Source organism: Fusobacterium perfoetens (assembly GCF_021531475.1).
GTDB lineage: Bacteria > Fusobacteriota > Fusobacteriia > Fusobacteriales > Fusobacteriaceae > Fusobacterium_B.
In genome coordinates this window covers 1-18,551 of sequence record NZ_JADYTX010000018.1, presented here as the reverse complement: position 1 = coordinate 18,551, position 18,551 = coordinate 1, and the positions used below count along the sequence as shown (strand labels likewise).

The following is an 18,551-nucleotide window of genomic DNA, read 5'->3' as shown; positions in this document are numbered from 1 at the left end:
ATCCACCTTTTATTATAAAAATTTTTCAATATCATCTATATTTTTAAACCAAGTTTGTAACTTTTCTTTTGCTTGGATTTTAACTTTATCATCTATATGTTCTGACATTTTTTTAATAACCACAGTTAAAGCTCCAATGTCATCTACAAATCCCATTCCAGGGATAAGGTCTGGAATAAAATCAACTGGAGCAATAAGATAACCTAAAGCACCGATTATTAAAGTTTTATCTTTTAGAGGAATATTTTCTTTTTGAAGTACATAATATAAAATCAAAGCAAAATAAATTCCCTTTAAACCAATTTTTACAGCATAATCTTTTATCTTATTCCAAAAAGAATCCTCTTTGAAAAAAGCTCTATATTCATCTGTATTAAATTTTTCATTTTGTATATCTTCTTCTAAAAATTCCCCCTCAATAATATCATTTGGGTCTTCTTTGAATTTTTTCATTTGAACCTCCTTAAGTTTCATATGTAGATTATACATATTTTTTTATTTTTTTTAAAGAAATTATTTGTATTTTTTATGGTATAATATATATTATACCACAAATTAGGGGGAAAGATAAAAATGAAAAAATTAATTGACGATAGAATAGAAAAATTAAGATATTTTATGAGGGAAAATAATATAAATGGATATATTATAACTTTATCAGATTTTCATAATAGCGAATACCCTTGTGATTTCTTCAAAGGTGTTGAATATTTAAGTGGTTTTATCGGATCTAACGGAACAATATTCGTAGATAGTAAAAATTGTTATCTTTGGACAGATGGAAGATATTTTACTCAATGTGAAAACGAGATAAAAGGCACTCAAATAAAAATGATGAAAATGGCAGTAGAAGGAGAAGATACTCTATACCAAATAATAGAAAAAAAATTAAATTCTGGAGATTGCTTAGCTTTTGATGGAAGAACAGTATCTTTTAATGAGTATAAAAAATTTGAAGAGATAGCTAAAAAGAAAAATTTTAGAATAAAAACAGGGATAGATTTATTGGATAAGGTATGGGAGGAAAGACCTACACTTCCAAAAGAAAAAGTATATCTACTTGATGAAAAATTTTCTGGAGAATCTTTAGAAAGCAAATTAAAAAGATTAAGAGAAAAAATGAAAGAAAAAAATGCTACAGTTCATATTCTTTCAACTCTTGAAGATATAGGTTGGCTTTTAAATTTAAGAGGAAACGATATTGAGTATAATCCATTTGTTTTGGCTTATGCTATTATTTCAATGGAAAGAGTATTATTATTCACAGATATTTCAAAATTCTCAACTGAAATAAAAAATTATTTCAATGAAAATAATATAGAACTTTTTGACTATTTTGATTTTTATAACTATTTAGAAAATATTCTTTTAAAAAATAAAATTTTATTAGATTATGATAACGTCAATTGCTTTATTGTAAAAAGTATAAATAAAAATATTGAAATAATAAACGGAGAAAATCCAACAGTGAGTTTAAAAGCTATAAAAAATGAAACAGAGATAAAAAATACAATAAATGCTCATATAAAAGATGGGATAGCTGTTACAAAATTAATGTACTGGCTAAAAAATCAAAAAGATTATAGCAAAATGAAAGAAATGGATATTGTAAAAAAAGTTGAGGAATTTAGGCAAGAGCAAGAGGGATATTTAGGAAATAATTTTAGTACAATATCTGCTTTTGGAAAAAATTCTCCAATGATGCACTATCTTCCAAGTCTTGATTCAAACGTTACATTAGAAGAGGGAAGTTTTTTACTTTTAGATTCTGGTGGACATTATTTTGAAGGAAGTACAGATATAACAAGAACTTTTGCAATAGGAAATGTATCAAGTGAGATGAAAAAACATTATACCTATGTATTAAAAAGTTTGATAGATTTATCAAAACTTAAATTTCCAAAAGGTACAACTTGTGGAAATCTTGATACAGTGGCAAGAAGTGTTATTTGGAATTTAGGTCTTGATTATAGATGTGCCACAGGTCACGGAGTTGGATATTTAGGAAGTGTCCACGAAGGACCAAATATTTTAAGAGGAAAAAGTGGGGTTATTTTAGAGCCTAATATGATAACAACTGTTGAACCAGGAATTTATTTAGATGGAGAATATGGAATAAGACTTGAAAATGAAATTTTAAGTGAAAAAACTTTTAAAAATGAGTATGGACAGTATTTAGAGTTTAGAACTATAACTTTTGCTCCATTTGATAGAGATGCTATAGAGGTAGAATATTTAGACAAATTTGAGATAGAATGGCTTAATAAATATAATGAAGTTATTTTTGAAACATTAAAAACTTTTTTAGATGAGAAAGAATTAAATTGGTTAAAAAAAGTGACTGATAAATTTTAAAAAAAGCAAAATAAAGTCCTTGAAATTTAAAAAAAATATAGTATAATATACAATAACGGCAAGTTAGGAAAATTTTAGAAAGAAGGAGAAATTAATTTAAAAAAAATGGAATTATTAACATTTTTGGAAAGCGATGACATTGAAAATTTTGAGGAAAATTTGAGTATTATTACTGTTGAAGAAAAGGATTCAAAAGGATTCACTATTCTGCATTTAGCTGTTCAAGAGGGAAAATATGAGTTTGTTGATGCTTTAATGTATCACGGAGCTGATCCAAATGTAGAAAATAAAAATCATGAAACACCTCTACATATAGCAGCCAAAAAAGATTTTCACAAAATTTTTAAATTACTTTGGGAATACGGAGCAGATTTAGAACAAGAGGACTACAAGGGAAGAACTCCTAAAGATATTGCTTTAGAAAATTCTAGTAAAAGAGTTTTAAGAGAGATAGAAGAAATCGAAGAAGATTAAAATATACAAATAGAAATAATTTAACCTTGGTACAAATATTGTACTGAGGTTTTTTATTAATTAAAATAAAATTTTATGATATAATTTAGGAAAGAAAAATTTTGTAGAGGTAAAAATGGAAAATTTAAAAAATGAGATAAAAAATTATATTCCTTTTAATGAGCAAGAGGAAAAAGACAGAGAGATTATTCTTGAATTATTAGAAAATGAAAAAGATATTTTAACAAGAGATAATAAAAAATGCCATTTTACAGTATCAGCTTGGATAGTAGATAGTTCTAGAAAAAAAGTTTTGATGTGCTATCACAATATCTATAACTCTTGGGCTTGGCTTGGAGGACACGCTGACGGAGATAGTAATTTAAGAAATGTTGTGTTAAAAGAAATAGAAGAAGAAAGTGGAATTAAAAATATAAAATTTTTAACAAAAGATATTTTTTCAATGGAAATTCTTACAGTAAATGGGCATATAAAAAAAGGAAAATATGTTTCTTCACATCTTCATTTGAATTTGACATTTTTATTGGAAGGGGACACAGAGGAGAAACTTTTTGTAAAGCCTGATGAAAATAGTGGATTAGATTGGATAAATGTAGAAGATATTTCAAAAAAATCAAGTGAAAAATGGTTTATTGATAATATTTATTCAAAATTAACTGAAAAAGTAAAAAAGTATTATTAGAATAGGGGGGGAGAAAAATTATGATAAGAAGATTTATAAGTTATTATAAACCTTATAAAAAAATATTTATTTTGGATATGATAGCATCATTTCTTATAGCTTGTCTAGGAATGCTTTATCCTATAACTACAAGGGTGATGTTAAATAAACTTATTCCAGAAAAAAATTATAAAATGATATATATTTTTGGGGCTTTTCTTTTGGTAATCTATGTTACAAGAATGTTTCTAAGATTTTTTGTACAATACTATGGACATATTATGGGAGTTAAGATGCAAGCTCAGATGAGAAAAGAGATGTTTAAAAGAATCCAAACTCTTCCTTACTCATATTATGATAATCATCAAACAGGAAAAATAATGTCAAGAATGACAAACGATTTGCAAGATATAAGCGAGTTAGCTCACCACGCTCCTGAAAACTTTTTTATTTTTGGGATAATGATAGTGGGGTCATTTATCTATCTTTTGACAATAGAAAAAACTTTAACTCTTATTATTTTTGCTTGTGTACCTGCTATGCTTTTGGTATCAGCCACTTTTAAAAATAGAATGAGAGATGCTTTTATGGAAAGTAGAAAAAATGTAGCTGTGATTAATGCCTCACTTGAAAGTAGTATCTCAGGAATAAGAGTTACAAAAGCTTTTAATAATTCTCACATTGAGGAGAAAAAATTTGATGTAGGGAATAACGCTTTTGTAGAATCAAAAAGAAAAGCTTATAAAGCTATGGGACAATTTTTCTCATCAACAAACTTTATCACAGATTTTTTTAATGTAGTGGTACTTATTGCAGGGGGAGTGTTTTTATTTCAAGGAAAGATAAACGGTGGAGATTATGCTACTTTTATAATCTCAATAAATCTTTTTATAACTCCTCTTACAAAACTTATAGATTTTACAGAACAATATCAAAATGGAATAACTGGGTTTAAAAGATTTTTGGAAATTATTGATGAAGTTCCTGAAAAAGATAGAGAAAATGCCAAGGACATTTCAAATATAAAAGGGGAGATTGAGTTTAAAGAGGTACATTTTTCATATAATGACTCTAAGGAAATTTTAAAAGGAATATCTTTTAAAGTCCCAGCTGGTAAAAAAATCGCTCTTGTTGGACCAAGTGGAGAGGGAAAAACTACTATTTGTCATTTGATACCAAATTTTTATAAGATTAATTCTGGAGAAATAACAATAGATGGAATAAATATCAATGATATTACGTTGGAATCTCTAAGAAAAAATATTGGAATAGTTCAACAAGATGTATATCTTTTTGGTGGAACAATAAAAGAAAATATTTTATATGGAAATCCAAATGCCACAGATGAAGAGGTATTTGAGGCTAGTAGAAAAGCAAATATCCACGACTATATTATGAGTTTGGAAAAAGGTTATGATACAGAGATTGGAGAAAGAGGGGTAAAACTTTCTGGAGGACAAAAGCAAAGACTTTCTATTGCTAGGGTTTTCCTAAAAAATCCAACTATTTTAATTTTAGATGAGGCTACTTCTGCACTTGATAATACAACAGAGATATTTATTCAAAAAGAGTTGGAGGAACTTTCAAAAGGTAGAACTACTTTGGTGGTAGCTCACAGACTTTCTACAATAAAAAATGCTGATGAAATTTTTGTTATACAAAATGGAAATATAAAAGAAAAAGGAAATCATAATGAACTTTTAGAAACAAAAGGTATTTATTACAAGCTTTATTCATCAATGTTTAATAATTAATAGCTTGACTTTAGAGTCAAAAAGTGATAAGTTTAACATAGAGGTAGGAAAAAAGTTTCAAAAGGAGGAGAAATATGAAAGTTTTATTATTAAATGGAAGTCCGAGAGTTGGAGGAAATACTGACACAGCTTTAAATGCTATTCAAGAAGGATTTTTACAAAACACAGATGCTCAAGTGGAAATGATAAATTTAAGAGAATGTGAAATAGTTGGTTGTAAAGGTTGTGATTATTGTAAAACAACTAACGGAACTTGTGCAACAAAAGATGATGGACAAGTTGTAGCTGACAAAGTTGTTGAGGCAGATGTAGTTATATTTGGTTCTCCTGTTTATTGGTGGGGAATTTCTTCACAACTTAAGACTGCAATAGATAGAGTTTATATGAAAGGTGCATTGTTAGTTCAAAAACCTAAAAAAATCGGTGTTCTTGCAGTTGGTTCTGCAACTTTAGATGACCCTGAATATGAAATAATTGGAAAACAATTCAAATGTATAAGTGAATATTTAAGATGGGACTTAATAGTTGAAAAATATATTTCTGCCACTGAAAAATCTGATTTAGCAAAAGATAGCGAAAAAGTATCACAACTTAAAGAGTTATATAAAAAATTTGTATAGAAACGAGAGATGATATGGAGATAAAATTAAACTACAATATAGAATTTATACTGAATCTTCTTAAGGAAGAGGGGCAAGGATATATTGTAGGTGGATTTGTAAGAGATATTTTTTTAGGACTTGATCCAAAAGATTGTGACTTTGTTACAGATATAGAGTATGAGAGATTAAAAGAGATTTTTAAAAATTTTAAGCCTAAAGAGATGGGAAAACATTTTGGAATAATTCAAATAAAAATGGACGGTATTCCTTATGAGATTGCAAAGCTGAGGGAAGATATAGGAACACCTCTAGATAGAAAAACCCAAAAGGTAGAGTTTACCAAAAATATCTATGATGATTTAAAAAGGCGAGATTTTACAATAAATGCAATAGCCTATGATGGGGAAAAATTTTATTTTGGAGAAAAATCAAAAGAGGATATAGAAAATAAAGTTTTAAGATTTGTAGGAGATTGCACACAGAGAATTAAAGAAGACCCTTTGAGAATTTTAAGATATTTTAGATTTCTTGCAACAAAGGATTTAAAATATTTTCCAGAAACTATTGAGGAGATAAAAAAATCTAAAAACCTTATACAAAATCTTTCAGCAGAGAGAATAAGAGATGAGTTTAGCAAGATAATCACAGGGAAAAATGCCTATAAAGTTTTAAAAGTGATGTCAGAAAATAAAATTTTAGAGGAGATAATCCCAGAGTGGAGCAAGACCATAGGCTTTGACCAAAAAAATATACACCATATCTATACTGTTGATGAGCATATTCTAAAAAGTTTAGAATTTTCTAGCAGGGATTTAATAACACGTCTTGCAGTTTTATTTCATGATATAGGAAAGCCTAGATGTTATACTTTTGGAGAGGACAATCAAGGGCATTTTTATAGACACGAAAAATATTCTGTTGAGATAGCTGAAAAACTGATGTTAAATCTTAAATTTAGTAAACTAGATACAGAAAGAGTTTGTAAAATTATAAAATACCACTCTCTCTATAGACAAAACATTGATGAAATATTTGTAAAAAAAATGTTAAATCGGTTTGGTGAAGAGGATTTATATAGATATTTGGAAGTTGTAGAAGCTGATAGAAGAACTCACAACAATGATGTTTGTAATCTTGAGGATTTAGAACAAATAAAAAATATTTTAAAAAAAATCCAAGAAACTAAACCTCCATTATCAATAAAAGATTTAAAAATATCTGGAAAAGATTTATTAAAAGTGGGAGTTTCAAAAGGAAAAATAATAGGAGAGATTTTAGATTATCTTATGGAAAAAGTTTTAGAAGATGAAAATCTAAATAACTATGAGACTCTTATAAATCTTGCAATAAATTATAAAAAATAAAAATTGGGGTATTCAAAGCTAGAAAATAGCAAGAATACCCATTTTTTGGAAAAAAAGCTTAAGTGTTTTCCTTGACATTAGATATTATTTTGGTATAATTGAGTTGCTAGATTATTGTTTAACATCATAGTTTATATAATAATTTTAAATGGAGAATATTGTGATGAAAGTTTATAATTTAAAAGGAAAAATCGTTTCAGTAATTGTGGGATTGATTGTTTTTATTAATGCCATAGTTGTGATATCATCTTTTTCTAAATATCAAGAAAAGATAAAAAATAAAGTATTACAAAATAATATGGAGCGTATCCATGAGCTTTCTTCTCAGATAAAAAACATTATTTATAAAGAGATAGGACACTCTTCTCATATATTAGGAACTATTATAGAAACAGAAAATTTAGAAGAGTTGACTGCAGAAGAGGTTTTAAAAAAACTTAAAGGAATTGAAAATAAAGGACATTTTAAGTCACTTGGAATAATTTATTCTGATGGAAAAACCTCAGATTCTGATGGACATAAATGGGATATTAGAGATATAAATTTAGATGATTCACTAAAAAATGATAAAAGATATATTTCAGATATTCTTGTTGAGGACGACACAGAAAGTTCTGAAATTTTGATAGCAATTCCTTTAAATACAAAAGATGGAAAAACAAAAGCATTATTTGGATATTTTTCAATATCACATTTTGAGAGTTTGACCAATTTTTCTAAAGATTCTAGACAATATTTTCAGATAGTAGATACAACAGGAAGATATATAAGCAGTTCTAATAGTAGTTATTCTTTTTCTGGAAAAAAGGGATTGCTTTTTTGGGACGAAATTGAAAGATACAGATATTTTGATGGAATTACAGTAGAAAAAATAAAAGATGATGTAGAAAATAAAAGAACAGGAACATATTATTTTGAATATGGAGATGCTGGACGTTATATAATTTACGATCCTCTTGGAATAAAAAATTGGTATGTTTTTTCTGCTCTCACTCGTGAAAAGCTTGTTTTTCACACAATGGAAGTAAAAGAAATATCAAATGAGATGTTGTTGGTTTTAATAGAATTTATGATTGTTATAGTTTCGGTTATTTTAGGAATATTTTACTATACATATAAAGTTATCAAAAATGATAGTCAGATTATTGCTGTTAAGAATAGAATGTTTAAAATGTTGCTTCATAAAACAGAGGATATAATCTTTAAAGTTAATTTATTAGAGAGAAAAGTTGTTGTTTACAATTATTATGGAAAAGAGGAAAAACAAGAATTAACTATTCCTTTCGATGAGATTCACCCTACTAAGATTGAAAAATTTGTAGTTACTAAACCGGAGTTTTTTAAAGTTTATGATGAAATTTATAACAATATTACACTTGGTAAAAGTATAGAAAATATTGTAATTCCTCTGAAGAAAAAAGATTCTGAATGGAAATGGTTTAGGATTAATTCAATAATTGTAGATTCTCAAAGTACAGTTGGAATTTTAGAAAATTGTACAGAGGAAAAAATAAAAGAACAAGAACTGGAGATAATAAGTAAAAAATCAAAATATGATTTTCTTACAAAACTTTATAATCGTGAAAACTTTGAAAAAGAGATGAATTTATTTTTAAATAGTGACAAAGAGTTAGAAGGAGTAAGTGCATTTTTCATCATAGATTTAGATAATTTTAAAAAGGCTAATGATACTTTTGGACATGATATGGGAGATAAAATTTTACAAGAAAGTGCTGCTAAGATTAAACTTGTTGCAAAAGATGTTGGAGTTTTTGCAAGATTTGGTGGAGATGAGTTTGCACTTTTAGTGAAAGAAGTTTCTAATATAGAAAAATTAAATGAAATAGCTCAGCAGTTAAATGATATTCTTAATAAAACTTATATAGAAAATAATAAATCTGTTACAGTAGGTGCTTCTATTGGTGGAGTAATTATAAAAAAAGATATGAATTTTAAAGAGATTTATAAGAAAGCGGATAATGCTCTTTATCGTGTTAAAAATAGCAAAAAAGGAAGTTATTTTATAGATAATAACTAAATAAAAATAGACCTGAAACGTAAATTATACGCATCAGGTCTTAATTTTTTATTAAATTATTTAGATACTTTTTCAGGGAAATATTTTTCTAATATTTTTGCATAAGTACCATTTTCTACAACTTTATCAAAAGCACTGTTTAATTCTTCTATTAATTTTTTATTTCCTTTCTTAACAGCTATTGATTCTCCAGGATCTTCATCATAGATAGTATCAGCAACTTTAACTTCAGGCATAGTTTTTAAATATTTAGCACTTGCTTGTTCATCTAATACAACAGCATCTATTTTACTTTGTTTTAGTGCAAGTAAAGCTCCTGTGAATGAATCATAACGAACTATATTAGCTCCTAAAGCTTTTGCTAATTCTTCTTGTTTTGTTCCAAGTTGAACTCCAGCAGTTTTTCCATTTAAATCTTCTTTTTTCACAATAGCAGTTTCATTTATTCTTACTATAACAGAGTGACCAGTTTGGAAGTTTAAGTATGGTTTAGAGAAGTCTACAGCTTTTTTTCTTTCAGCAGTAGGCGACATTCCAGCTATTACAGCATCAATTTTTCCCATTTGAAGTGCTGGTAAAAGTCCATCAAAAGTCATATTATTCCATTTGATTTCATATCCCATTTCTTTTCCCATTGCTTCCATAAGCTCAATATCAAAACCAACTATTTTATCTCCTTCAAGATATTCATAAGGTTTGAACTCAGCATTTGTTCCTACATAAAGCTTTTTAGCACCAAAGCTAGATACAAATAAAATTAAAGATAACATTAAAACTAGAAATTTTTTCATAATTATACTCCTCCTTAAAAAGTTATATTAAAGTTTTTTTCATTTGATTAAATTCATCTTTTATCTCTTTTAAAAGATTTTCATTTTCTAAAATATCTTTTCCAGTCATCACAAGGGCAAATATAGCTTCTTTCATTCCTTGATAAGCTTCTTCTGTAATTGTAGCTTTTGCAAATTCAATGCTGTGTCCAGTAAGTTCACACTTAGATATTGGGAAATAAGTATGAATTGTTGGGCAATGATGACTTACATCTCCACAGTCACTAGAACCAGTAGGGTCAGACATTGGAATATCTTTTATCCCTTGAAGTTCAAGATTTTTTGTATATATACTTGATAATTTTTCATTTGTTACAAGATGTTTGAAAGTATATTCATAATTTTCTATTTCTAAAGACGTACCAGTGGCAAGAGCAGCTCCCTTAGCACAATTTTTTACACGCTCACTAAGTTTTAACATCTCTTTTGTTGTAGCTTCTCTTACATAGAAATTTGCAACTGCTAAATCTGGAATAATATTTGCAGCCTCTCCACCATTTGAGATTATACCGTGGATTCTTGCACTTGTTTTTGTTTGTTGTCTTAATGCATTAATGCTATTGAAAAATTGTATCACACCATCAAGAGCATTTATTCCATTGTATGGGTCACCAGCTGCGTGAGCTGTTTTTCCTCTGAAAGTAAATTGTAAAGCTTCCATTGCTTGAGATGTTCCACTTTTTTCGTGATTTTTTCCAGTTGGGTGAGAAATCATTGCCACATCTATATCATCAAAACAACCAGCCTCTGCCATATCAACTTTAGCTCCAAAAGTTTCCTCTGCAGGAGTACCGAATATTAAAACCTCTCCACCAAATTCATCAATATATTCTTTTAATAAAATTCCTGCTCCGATACTTGTTGTTCCTAAAATATTATGACCACAACCGTGACCAATCTCTGGAAGAGCATCATATTCAGCTAAATATCCTATTTTTATTCCTTTTTTTCCAGATGAATATTTTGCTAAATATGCTGTAGGTATTCCAATATAGTTTTCTTCAATATCAAATCCATATTTTTTTAAAAGATTTTTATGAGCTTCACAAGCTTTAAACTCTTTTCTTCCAAGTTCAGGATTTTTGTATATATATTCATTTAACTCTTTTAAGTCTTCAAAAATCTCACTAAATTTATTTTCTAATTTGTTTAATATCTCCATAATCTCCTCCTAAAAAATTGTATCAAAAAAACCAGCCTAGTCTTCCTTAAAAAACTATAGCTGGTTTTATCTTTTTTTATCTATGTACGTCAAAAAGAAATATATGCTATCTTAGTTTACAGAAAGACAATATAAATATTTAAAATTGATATTTAATTGTCTCCTCCTTAATAGCATCATTGTTTCCTCCTAAAAATTTTATTTTGTACATTGTATAAAATTGTTTTCTCTTTGTCAAGAATTTTTTTTAAAAATTTATACCCAATTTTCAATATCATTGATAATACTTTGAATATCATTTATAAGTTTACAAGTGTGATAGCCGTCTGCCACAGCGTGATTTACAAAGACAGAGATAGGTATCATAGTCATCTCATCACGTTTAAAATATTTTCCAAAAGCGATAACAGGGAAAAGCATTTTTGCTTCAGAGTAGGTATCATTTGCACAACCTGTAAAGCTAAGCCAAGGGATACAAGAGATAGGACAAAAGTTATCTCCACGTCCAAGTTTTGTTTTAACACCTTTTATATCTTTGTATTTTTCTATATCCTCAACTACATTTGTGTAAAACTTTTCAAAATTCTCATCATATTCGCTCCAAATATCTGAAAAAGTTTTATCATCATCGTGGAAAATAGTATATGATGGGACTACATAGTCCCAATACCCAAGATTTCCTTCTTTGTCGTAGTCCATTCTAAACTCTTTGTTTTGGTTAACAGCTTTTATTATACAGTAAAGCATTGTTGGGAAAAATTTTAATTTTTTTTCTTTTACTTTTTCCATAAGTTGACTGATATTAAGTTCAGCTGTAAGATTATAATTTGTTTTGATAAGATTGATATAATACTTAAAATGTTCTTTTCTTTCCCAAGTTTCAAAATCTATTTTATGAAACATAGTATCACTCCTTTATATTTCACTAGGTGTAACAACTGTAACAGAGTCCCAAACATTATATGTGACAAATCCTAAAGGTGCTCCTTTTGGTTTATTTAGATTTTTTTTCAAAGTATAGTCAACTACTACTTTTTCGTGAGCATTTGCTTTTGAATAAAAAGCTGAAAGTGTTGCGATTTTTAAAATAAATTCATCTGAGTTTTCAAAATCCTCTTTTTTCACAATGAAGTGAGAACCGGGAATATCTTTTATATGGAACCACATATCATCTTTTTTGGCAAACTTAAATGTCAGATAATCATTTTCCTTGTTATTTCTACCAAAATAGATAACCTTTCCATCTATTTCAATAGTTCCATATGGTTGTTCAACTGATTTTTTCTTAGGCTTTTTATTTACTTTTTTCTTTAGATATTTTTCTTCAATAAGTTCAGTTTCAATATTTTTTAATTCTTCAAAAGTTTTACTTTTTTGAATAAATGTTGCCACACTATCAAAATAGAAAAGTTTATTTTGAAATTCCTCTAATCTTTGCTTAGAAATTTCCAAACCTCTTTTCATCTTAGAGGATTTTTTATAGATTTTCTCAAGATTTGATTGCGGTGAAAGAAGTGGATCAAGTGAAATATTTATTTCACAGTTATTGTAAAAGTCATAGGCTTTTACTGTGCTATCCCCTCTTTTGATACTATAAAGAACTGAGGCTAAAATATCTCCGATTTCTTTGGGGTTATTGTAATCTTTCATTATTTCAATATCTTTTTTTATATTTTTAATTATTTTTTCTGATTTCTTTTTTTCTTTTTCTATACAAAAGATAAGCTGTTCTCTCAAAAGATTAAAGCTATTTGAAAGAGATTTGCTTTTTATATAGAAGTTTATCATTTCACAAAAGTTTGGATAGTTGATAACCTCATCATATTCTTTTGGTTTTACTTCCAGAACTGTTGCAAGGACAGGTATTTTTTTATTGAAATAAATTTTTGGAGCTAACTCAGAAGTTAAAATATTTCTAAAATCTTGATAATTTTTTATTTCATTTTTTGTTAATTTTCCTATTCCTTCAAGGGTTTCAATAATATTACCATTTGAAATAATTGTATTAAATTCTGTTTCAGTTATTTCAAATGGATTTTTCTTTTGTGATACTATTGGTTGTGAATATTTCTCTCCACTAAAAAGAGTTCTTATGGAATTTTCCTCTATTGATTTCTTTTTAAGGACTGAAATAATTCTTTCATCACTATCAGTCAAGATAATATTTGAATATTTTCCCATTATTTCAAAGAAAAGATAGTTATTTTGAATTTGTCCAAGCTCATTTATTTTTGAAAAGGAAAATTTTAGTATTCTATCAAGTCCAAGTTGTTCTAAGTCTACAAGAGCAGAGTTAACAAGATATTTTCTAATCATTAATAAAAAATTTGAACTTTCTTCAAGAAGATTTTCCTCTTTATCTTCATTTATGTAACAAAGGGGCATTGACGGATTACAAGTAAAAAATAGAGCTTTTTTTCCAAAATGAAGTGTTAAAGAAAGGGAAGAATTTTGAAAAATCTTCCCAACTTTTTTATTTAATAAATTTTCTTTAAGCTCTAATTTTATTTTTGATAGAGAAACCCCATCTAAATAAAACATTAATCCTCAGCCTTTACAACTATTATATTTTTAGCATCTAATAAGTTAACTTCTAAGATAGTTCCGTCATCTTTCTTAAGAGCCACATTATTTTCATCTTTACTTTTTAAAACTTCTATTATGCTGTAATGTCCAATACCTCTATCTAAGAAATAATCTTGAATGATAGGAGTACCTTTTATCTCTACAACAGATACACGACTTCCAACAGGGAAATCTGTTACAGGAAGTGGTTTTAAAAATTCAGTTTTATTTTTTAAGTTTTTAAGAAGTTTTTTGAAAGTTCCTAAAAATTCACGAACTTCTTTTTCTTCTAATTTTTCTATTATAGAAAGTGTTATCATTTTATGATAGTTGTTATGATAATCTAGTGCTTGCATACCTTTTTTAGAAAGGGATACATATACTTTTCTTCTATCTGCATCAGAACGAACTCTTGATACAAATCCTTTTTCTCCAAGTTTTGTGATAGCCACTGTTGCAGTTCCCATTGTTATAGCAAGTCTATCAGAAAGCTCATTCATTGTAAGAGAATCTTCTCCAATGGCTTCGATGATGTGTAACTCTGTGTGAGTTAAACATTTGATACCATTTTTTAGAGCCATGTCTTCTGATTCATAAAATAATTTATAAAATTTTTCAAAAACGTCATTTAATTCATCAACATATTTTGCCATTTAGTTCTCCTTTTTAAGACTTGATATTCTTTCTTGGTAATCTCCACCAAATACATAAGAACCAGCTACAAAAACGTTAGCTCCAGCTTCAATACATCTGTCTATTGTTTTATCGTTTATTCCACCATCAACTTCAATATCAACAGTAGGGTTCATTTTTCTGATTTCTTTTATTTTTTCAACAGAGCTTTCTATAAATGATTGTCCACCAAATCCTGGGTTAACACTCATAACTAAAACTAAGTCTAAGTCATCTATCACATATCTTAAAGCTTCGTGTGAAGTAGATGGATTTAGAGAAACTCCAGCTTTTACACCATAAGATTTTATTTGTTGGATAACTCTATGAAGATGAATAGTTGATTCTGCGTGAACTACTATTATGTCAGCTCCAGCTTTTACAAAATCTTCTATATATCTTTCAGGGTTAGTTATCATTAAATGCACATCAAAAACTAATTTAGTTTTATTTCTAATAGCTTTTATTACAGGAGGTCCAAAAGTAATATTAGGAACAAATATACCGTCCATAACATCAATATGTACCCAATCAGCCCCAGCTCTATCGATACTTTCTACCTCTTCTCCTAATCTACTAAAATCAGCCGATAAAATAGAAGGAGCTATTTTAATATTTTTCATAATTATTCCACCTTTCAACCTTTAATTTTTCATATACTTTTTTATAAAAATCATATCTTGTTTTTGAAATTTTATTATCTTCTACCATATTTTTTATAAGACAACCTGGCTCACTTATATGGTGACAGTTTAAGAATTTGCAGTGAGCATCATCTGGAAGTGTAAACTCCTTAAACATTGATATAAGCTCAGCAAAATCTTTTATTGGAGGAAGTTCAATAGATGAAAATCCTGGAGTATCGATAACATATCCACCACAGTTAGACGGGATAAATTTAGAATCTCTGGTTGTATGTTTTCCTCTTTTTAATTTTTTACTAGTTTCACCAACGACTAAATCTTCCTCATCTTGTAGCATATTAAGAATACTAGATTTCCCAACTCCACTAGGACCTCCAAAAGCCACAGTCTTATTAGTTATAAAATTTTTAACCTCATCTACCCCAATATTTTTGTATGTTGATACAAAGAATAGAGGGATATTTATTTTTTTTAAAAAACTTAATCTTTCAGTAAGGGAGATTTTTTCCTCCTCAGTCAAAAGATCTATTTTATTTATGACCACAATAGGATCTATTTTATAGTAAGTACTATTAAGTATCAAAGTATTAAGTCTATCTAAATCTATTTCTGGGTCTTTCCCAGCAAACTGTATAACTAGATAGTCAACATTAGAAACCAGAGGTCTATTTATCATATTTTTTCTAGGATAGATTTGGATTATTGAATTATCTTCAGAGATCTCTACAATATCTCCCACGATACAATTATCTTTTTTATCCTTTCTTTTTAAAATTCCTCTTAGTTTACATTCGTGAATATCTTCACCTACTTTTACATAATAAAATCCTTGGATTTTATTTATAACATTTCCCTTGATAATATCATCTCCTATTATTCTGTGATAGTAATATTTATACTAGATCCAGCAGAAATTCTACTGTTAACACCAACACTTAAGTCAACCACAACATTTGGTTCAAGTCCCTCTACTTTTACCTTTTCAACTTTTCCAATAAAGATAGAATTTTCTTTTAAAAATCTCTCAGCTTCAACTAAAGTATATCCTATGACATCAGGTACTTTAACAATCTTATTTTGAGAACGTCCACTGACTAAAAGAGAGATACCATCTTTTATATTTACATTCTCACCTGTACTAGGATTTGTTCCGATGATACAGTTATATGATAGAGGAGAGTCAGTTCTTGAAATTCTATTTATCTTAATTCTTTTCTCTTCTAAAAGATTTTTAACAGTAAAAAGTTGTTGTCCTTTAAAATCTGGTACTTGGAAGTAGTTTTCTCCCATACTTACCCAAACTTTTATAGTTCTACCTTTTTTTATTACGTGTCTTTCCTTTGGTTCTTGCATAAAGATTTGCCCTTCAGGTAGAGATGAGAAATCCCGTCCTACCACTTTGACTTCTATAATATCTTTGTCAGCTAAACCTTTCACTTCGCTAGGAGTAAGTCCCACAAGATTAGGTGTATAATAAAAGTTTTTATTGAAATATTTATCCAAAGTATAGTAACCTAAAAAATATGTTGTAGCGATTATTGATATAAAACAACTGACTACAACTAAAAGAGTTTTTTTCATTAATCCTCCTAAGAAAATAAAACATACTTATTATAAAATGATACCATAAACAAAATAAAATATCAACAAAATAACCTAAAAAAACAAAAATATTTGATCAAATATTTAATCAAAATAAAAATAATTTATTCTTGATAAAATATAGTGTAAATGATAAAATATCCTGTGTAGAATTGACAAAATTTTTAGGAGGAACAAATGGCAAATAAAATAGAAACTTTAATTTCTGAAGAAAAACTTGCAGCTCGTGTTGCTGAACTTGGAAAACAAATAGAGAAAGACTATCAAGGAAAAGATTTAATATGTGTAGGACTTTTAAAAGGGTCTGTTGTATTTATGACTGACTTAATAAAAACTATAAATTTAGATTTAAAAATAGATTTTATGAAAGTGTCTAGCTATGGAAATGGAACTGACTCAACAGGGATTGTAAAAATATTAAAAGATGTTGATGAAGAAGTTACTGGAAAAGATGTACTTTTAATAGAAGATATAGTTGATACAGGACTTACTCTTGCAAATGTAAAAGAATTTATGTGGAAGAAAAAACCTAACTCAATCAAAATCTGTACTCTTTTAGACAAACCAAGCAGAAGAAAAGCTGATGTAAAAGCTGAGTACGTTGGATTTGAAATTCCAGACGCTTTCGTTATAGGATATGGACTTGATTATGCTGAACATTATAGAAACCTACCATTCGTTGGTGTGCTTACTTTAGGGGAATAAGATGTCATTTAAGCATAAGAAAAAATATGGACAAAACTTTTTAAATGATCAAAATACAGTTTTAGAAAGAATAATGGAAGTATCTCAAGTTTCATCAGATGATGAAGTTTTAGAGATAGGACCTGGTGAAGGAGCTCTTACGGAGCTTCTTTTACAAAGGGCAAAAAAAGTAAACTGTGTAGAGATTGATACAGATTTAGAAAAAATACTTAGAAAAAAATTTGACAGCAATCCAAAGTTTAATCTTCATATGGGAGATATACTAGAGGCAGATTTAAGGGGGATAATAGGAGCTAATACAAAAGTAGTTGCAAACATTCCTTATTATATAACATCTCCTATTATAAACAAACTTATTGAGCATAGAGATCTTATTGATGAAGTGTATCTAATGGTACAAAAAGAGGTTGGAGAAAGAGTTTGTGCAACTTCTGGAAAAGAGAGAAGTGTTTTAACATTGGCAGTGGAATATTTTGGGGAAGCAGAATATCTTTTTACAATACCTAAGGAATTTTTTACACCAGTACCAAAGATTGACTCAGGATTTATCGGAATAAAATTCTATAAAGACAGAAGATTTGAGAGTATTATAGATGAAAATCTATTCTTTAAATATGTAAAAGGAGCTTTTTCAAATAAAAGAAAAAATATTGTAAATAACCTTGCCACTCTTGGAATATCAAAAGATAAAATTCAAGGGGTATTGACAGAGTTAGGAATATCTTTTAACGAGAGAGCTGAAAATCTTTCTATTGAGCAGTTTATTGAATTGGCTAAATTATTGGAAGAGAGATAGAGGGAGAAATATGGAAAGTTATGAATTTATTGTAAAAAGCAGAAAAGAAGATATAGATTTTATTAATAAAATTATAGAAGCTTATGAGGGGCTTGGAGTAGTTAGAACTACAAATGCTAAAGAGGGACTTCTTACTATAATAACTACAGATAATTTTAAAGATGATTTAAGAGATGTTATTGTGGATTTAGGAAAAAATTATGTAGTTGCTGAGATTTTAGAAGAGGGAAGTTGGAAAGGAAAACTTTAATTTAAGACTAACTATTAAATGTCAAGTCAAAAATAAAAAAATTAAATAAATTTGTTAATTTAAAAAAATGCATCACA

The 18,551-nt window shown here is 28.1% G+C and carries 19 protein-coding genes; 10 read left to right on the top strand and 9 right to left on the bottom strand.

The genetic code is table 11. The annotated features are described in order from the left end of the window. Positions 1-12: 12 nt before the first annotated feature. A complete protein-coding gene (locus I6E15_RS05535; RefSeq protein ID WP_235246569.1) occupies positions 13-453 on the bottom strand; it encodes a YkvA family protein in 441 nt (146 codons plus the stop codon). 120 nt (positions 454-573) lie between these two features. On the opposite strand from I6E15_RS05535, the gene I6E15_RS05530 reads away from it, so the two are divergent. From I6E15_RS05530 to I6E15_RS05500, 7 genes are all read left to right on the top strand, one after another. Continuing rightward, a complete protein-coding gene (locus I6E15_RS05530; protein WP_235246555.1) occupies positions 574-2,355 on the top strand; it encodes an aminopeptidase P family protein in 1,782 nt (593 codons plus the stop codon). Between the two features lie 159 nt (positions 2,356-2,514). Next, complete coding sequence (locus tag I6E15_RS05525; protein ID WP_235246552.1) at positions 2,515-2,829, top strand: ankyrin repeat domain-containing protein; 315 nt, start codon at positions 2,515-2,517, stop codon at positions 2,827-2,829. 115 nt (positions 2,830-2,944) lie between these two features. Next, positions 2,945-3,511, top strand: coding sequence for an NUDIX hydrolase (locus tag I6E15_RS05520; protein WP_235246549.1), 567 nt, complete (start codon positions 2,945-2,947; stop codon positions 3,509-3,511). A 20-nt stretch (positions 3,512-3,531) separates the two neighbouring features. After that, the gene (locus tag I6E15_RS05515; protein ID WP_235246544.1) at positions 3,532-5,244 is read left to right on the top strand and encodes an ABC transporter ATP-binding protein; all 1,713 of its coding nucleotides are present in this window, start codon (positions 3,532-3,534) and stop codon (positions 5,242-5,244) included. A gap of 74 nt (positions 5,245-5,318) precedes the next feature. Next, a complete protein-coding gene (locus tag I6E15_RS05510) occupies positions 5,319-5,864 on the top strand; it encodes a flavodoxin family protein (protein ID WP_235246529.1) in 546 nt (181 codons plus the stop codon). Between the two features lie 14 nt (positions 5,865-5,878). Further along, a complete protein-coding gene (locus I6E15_RS05505) occupies positions 5,879-7,210 on the top strand; it encodes a CCA tRNA nucleotidyltransferase (RefSeq protein WP_235246515.1) in 1,332 nt (443 codons plus the stop codon). Positions 7,211-7,373: 163 nt separating this feature from the next. Further along, the gene (locus I6E15_RS05500; protein ID WP_235246492.1) at positions 7,374-9,248 is read left to right on the top strand and encodes a diguanylate cyclase domain-containing protein; all 1,875 of its coding nucleotides are present in this window, start codon (positions 7,374-7,376) and stop codon (positions 9,246-9,248) included. A gap of 56 nt (positions 9,249-9,304) precedes the next feature. On the opposite strand, the gene I6E15_RS05495 is transcribed toward I6E15_RS05500, so the two are convergent. The 8 genes from I6E15_RS05495 to I6E15_RS05460 all read right to left on the bottom strand — a co-directional run bounded on the left by I6E15_RS05495 (position 9,305) and on the right by I6E15_RS05460 (position 16,702). Next, complete coding sequence (locus I6E15_RS05495) at positions 9,305-10,039, bottom strand: basic amino acid ABC transporter substrate-binding protein (protein ID WP_235246484.1); 735 nt, start codon at positions 10,037-10,039, stop codon at positions 9,305-9,307. 22 nt (positions 10,040-10,061) lie between these two features. Then, complete coding sequence (locus I6E15_RS05490; RefSeq protein ID WP_235246476.1) at positions 10,062-11,240, bottom strand: M20 family metallopeptidase; 1,179 nt, start codon at positions 11,238-11,240, stop codon at positions 10,062-10,064. Between the two features lie 255 nt (positions 11,241-11,495). After that, positions 11,496-12,143 (bottom strand): chloramphenicol acetyltransferase, encoded by a 648-nt coding sequence (locus I6E15_RS05485; RefSeq protein ID WP_235246464.1) that lies wholly within the window; start codon positions 12,141-12,143, stop codon positions 11,496-11,498. 12 nt (positions 12,144-12,155) lie between these two features. Further along, complete coding sequence (locus I6E15_RS05480) at positions 12,156-13,781, bottom strand: Rqc2 family fibronectin-binding protein (protein WP_235246457.1); 1,626 nt, start codon at positions 13,779-13,781, stop codon at positions 12,156-12,158. Next, on the bottom strand, positions 13,781-14,458 hold the full coding sequence (locus I6E15_RS05475) for a MarR family winged helix-turn-helix transcriptional regulator (RefSeq protein WP_177160497.1): 678 nt from the start codon (positions 14,456-14,458) through the stop codon (positions 13,781-13,783). The genes I6E15_RS05480 and I6E15_RS05475 overlap by 1 nt, the downstream gene beginning before the upstream one ends. Continuing rightward, the gene (gene rpe / locus I6E15_RS05470) at positions 14,459-15,103 is read right to left on the bottom strand and encodes a ribulose-phosphate 3-epimerase (RefSeq protein ID WP_235246739.1); all 645 of its coding nucleotides are present in this window, start codon (positions 15,101-15,103) and stop codon (positions 14,459-14,461) included. It lies immediately after the preceding gene. After that, positions 15,087-15,995: a ribosome small subunit-dependent GTPase A gene (rsgA, locus tag I6E15_RS05465; protein ID WP_235246730.1), complete on the bottom strand. Its 909-nt coding sequence runs from the start codon at positions 15,993-15,995 to the stop codon at positions 15,087-15,089. The genes rpe and rsgA overlap by 17 nt, the downstream gene beginning before the upstream one ends. Further along, positions 15,995-16,702 carry a PASTA domain-containing protein gene (locus I6E15_RS05460; RefSeq protein ID WP_235246455.1) on the bottom strand — a complete coding sequence of 236 codons (708 nt, stop codon included), beginning with the start codon at positions 16,700-16,702 and terminating at the stop codon, positions 15,995-15,997. The genes rsgA and I6E15_RS05460 overlap by 1 nt, the downstream gene beginning before the upstream one ends. A 198-nt stretch (positions 16,703-16,900) precedes the next feature. Here I6E15_RS05460 and hpt point away from each other — a divergent pair, with 198 nt between their 5' ends. Genes hpt through I6E15_RS05445 form a run of 3 tightly spaced genes read left to right on the top strand, consistent with a single transcriptional unit; the run spans position 16,901 to position 18,474 of the window. Next, on the top strand, positions 16,901-17,428 hold the full coding sequence (hpt, locus tag I6E15_RS05455) for a hypoxanthine phosphoribosyltransferase (protein WP_235246444.1): 528 nt from the start codon (positions 16,901-16,903) through the stop codon (positions 17,426-17,428). Position 17,429: 1 nt separating this feature from the next. Continuing rightward, positions 17,430-18,224 carry a 16S rRNA (adenine(1518)-N(6)/adenine(1519)-N(6))-dimethyltransferase RsmA gene (gene rsmA, locus I6E15_RS05450; protein WP_177160494.1) on the top strand — a complete coding sequence of 265 codons (795 nt, stop codon included), beginning with the start codon at positions 17,430-17,432 and terminating at the stop codon, positions 18,222-18,224. Positions 18,225-18,234: 10 nt separating this feature from the next. Continuing rightward, positions 18,235-18,474 (top strand): DUF4911 domain-containing protein, encoded by a 240-nt coding sequence (locus I6E15_RS05445; RefSeq protein ID WP_177160493.1) that lies wholly within the window; start codon positions 18,235-18,237, stop codon positions 18,472-18,474. Positions 18,475-18,551: the final 77 nt, after the last annotated feature.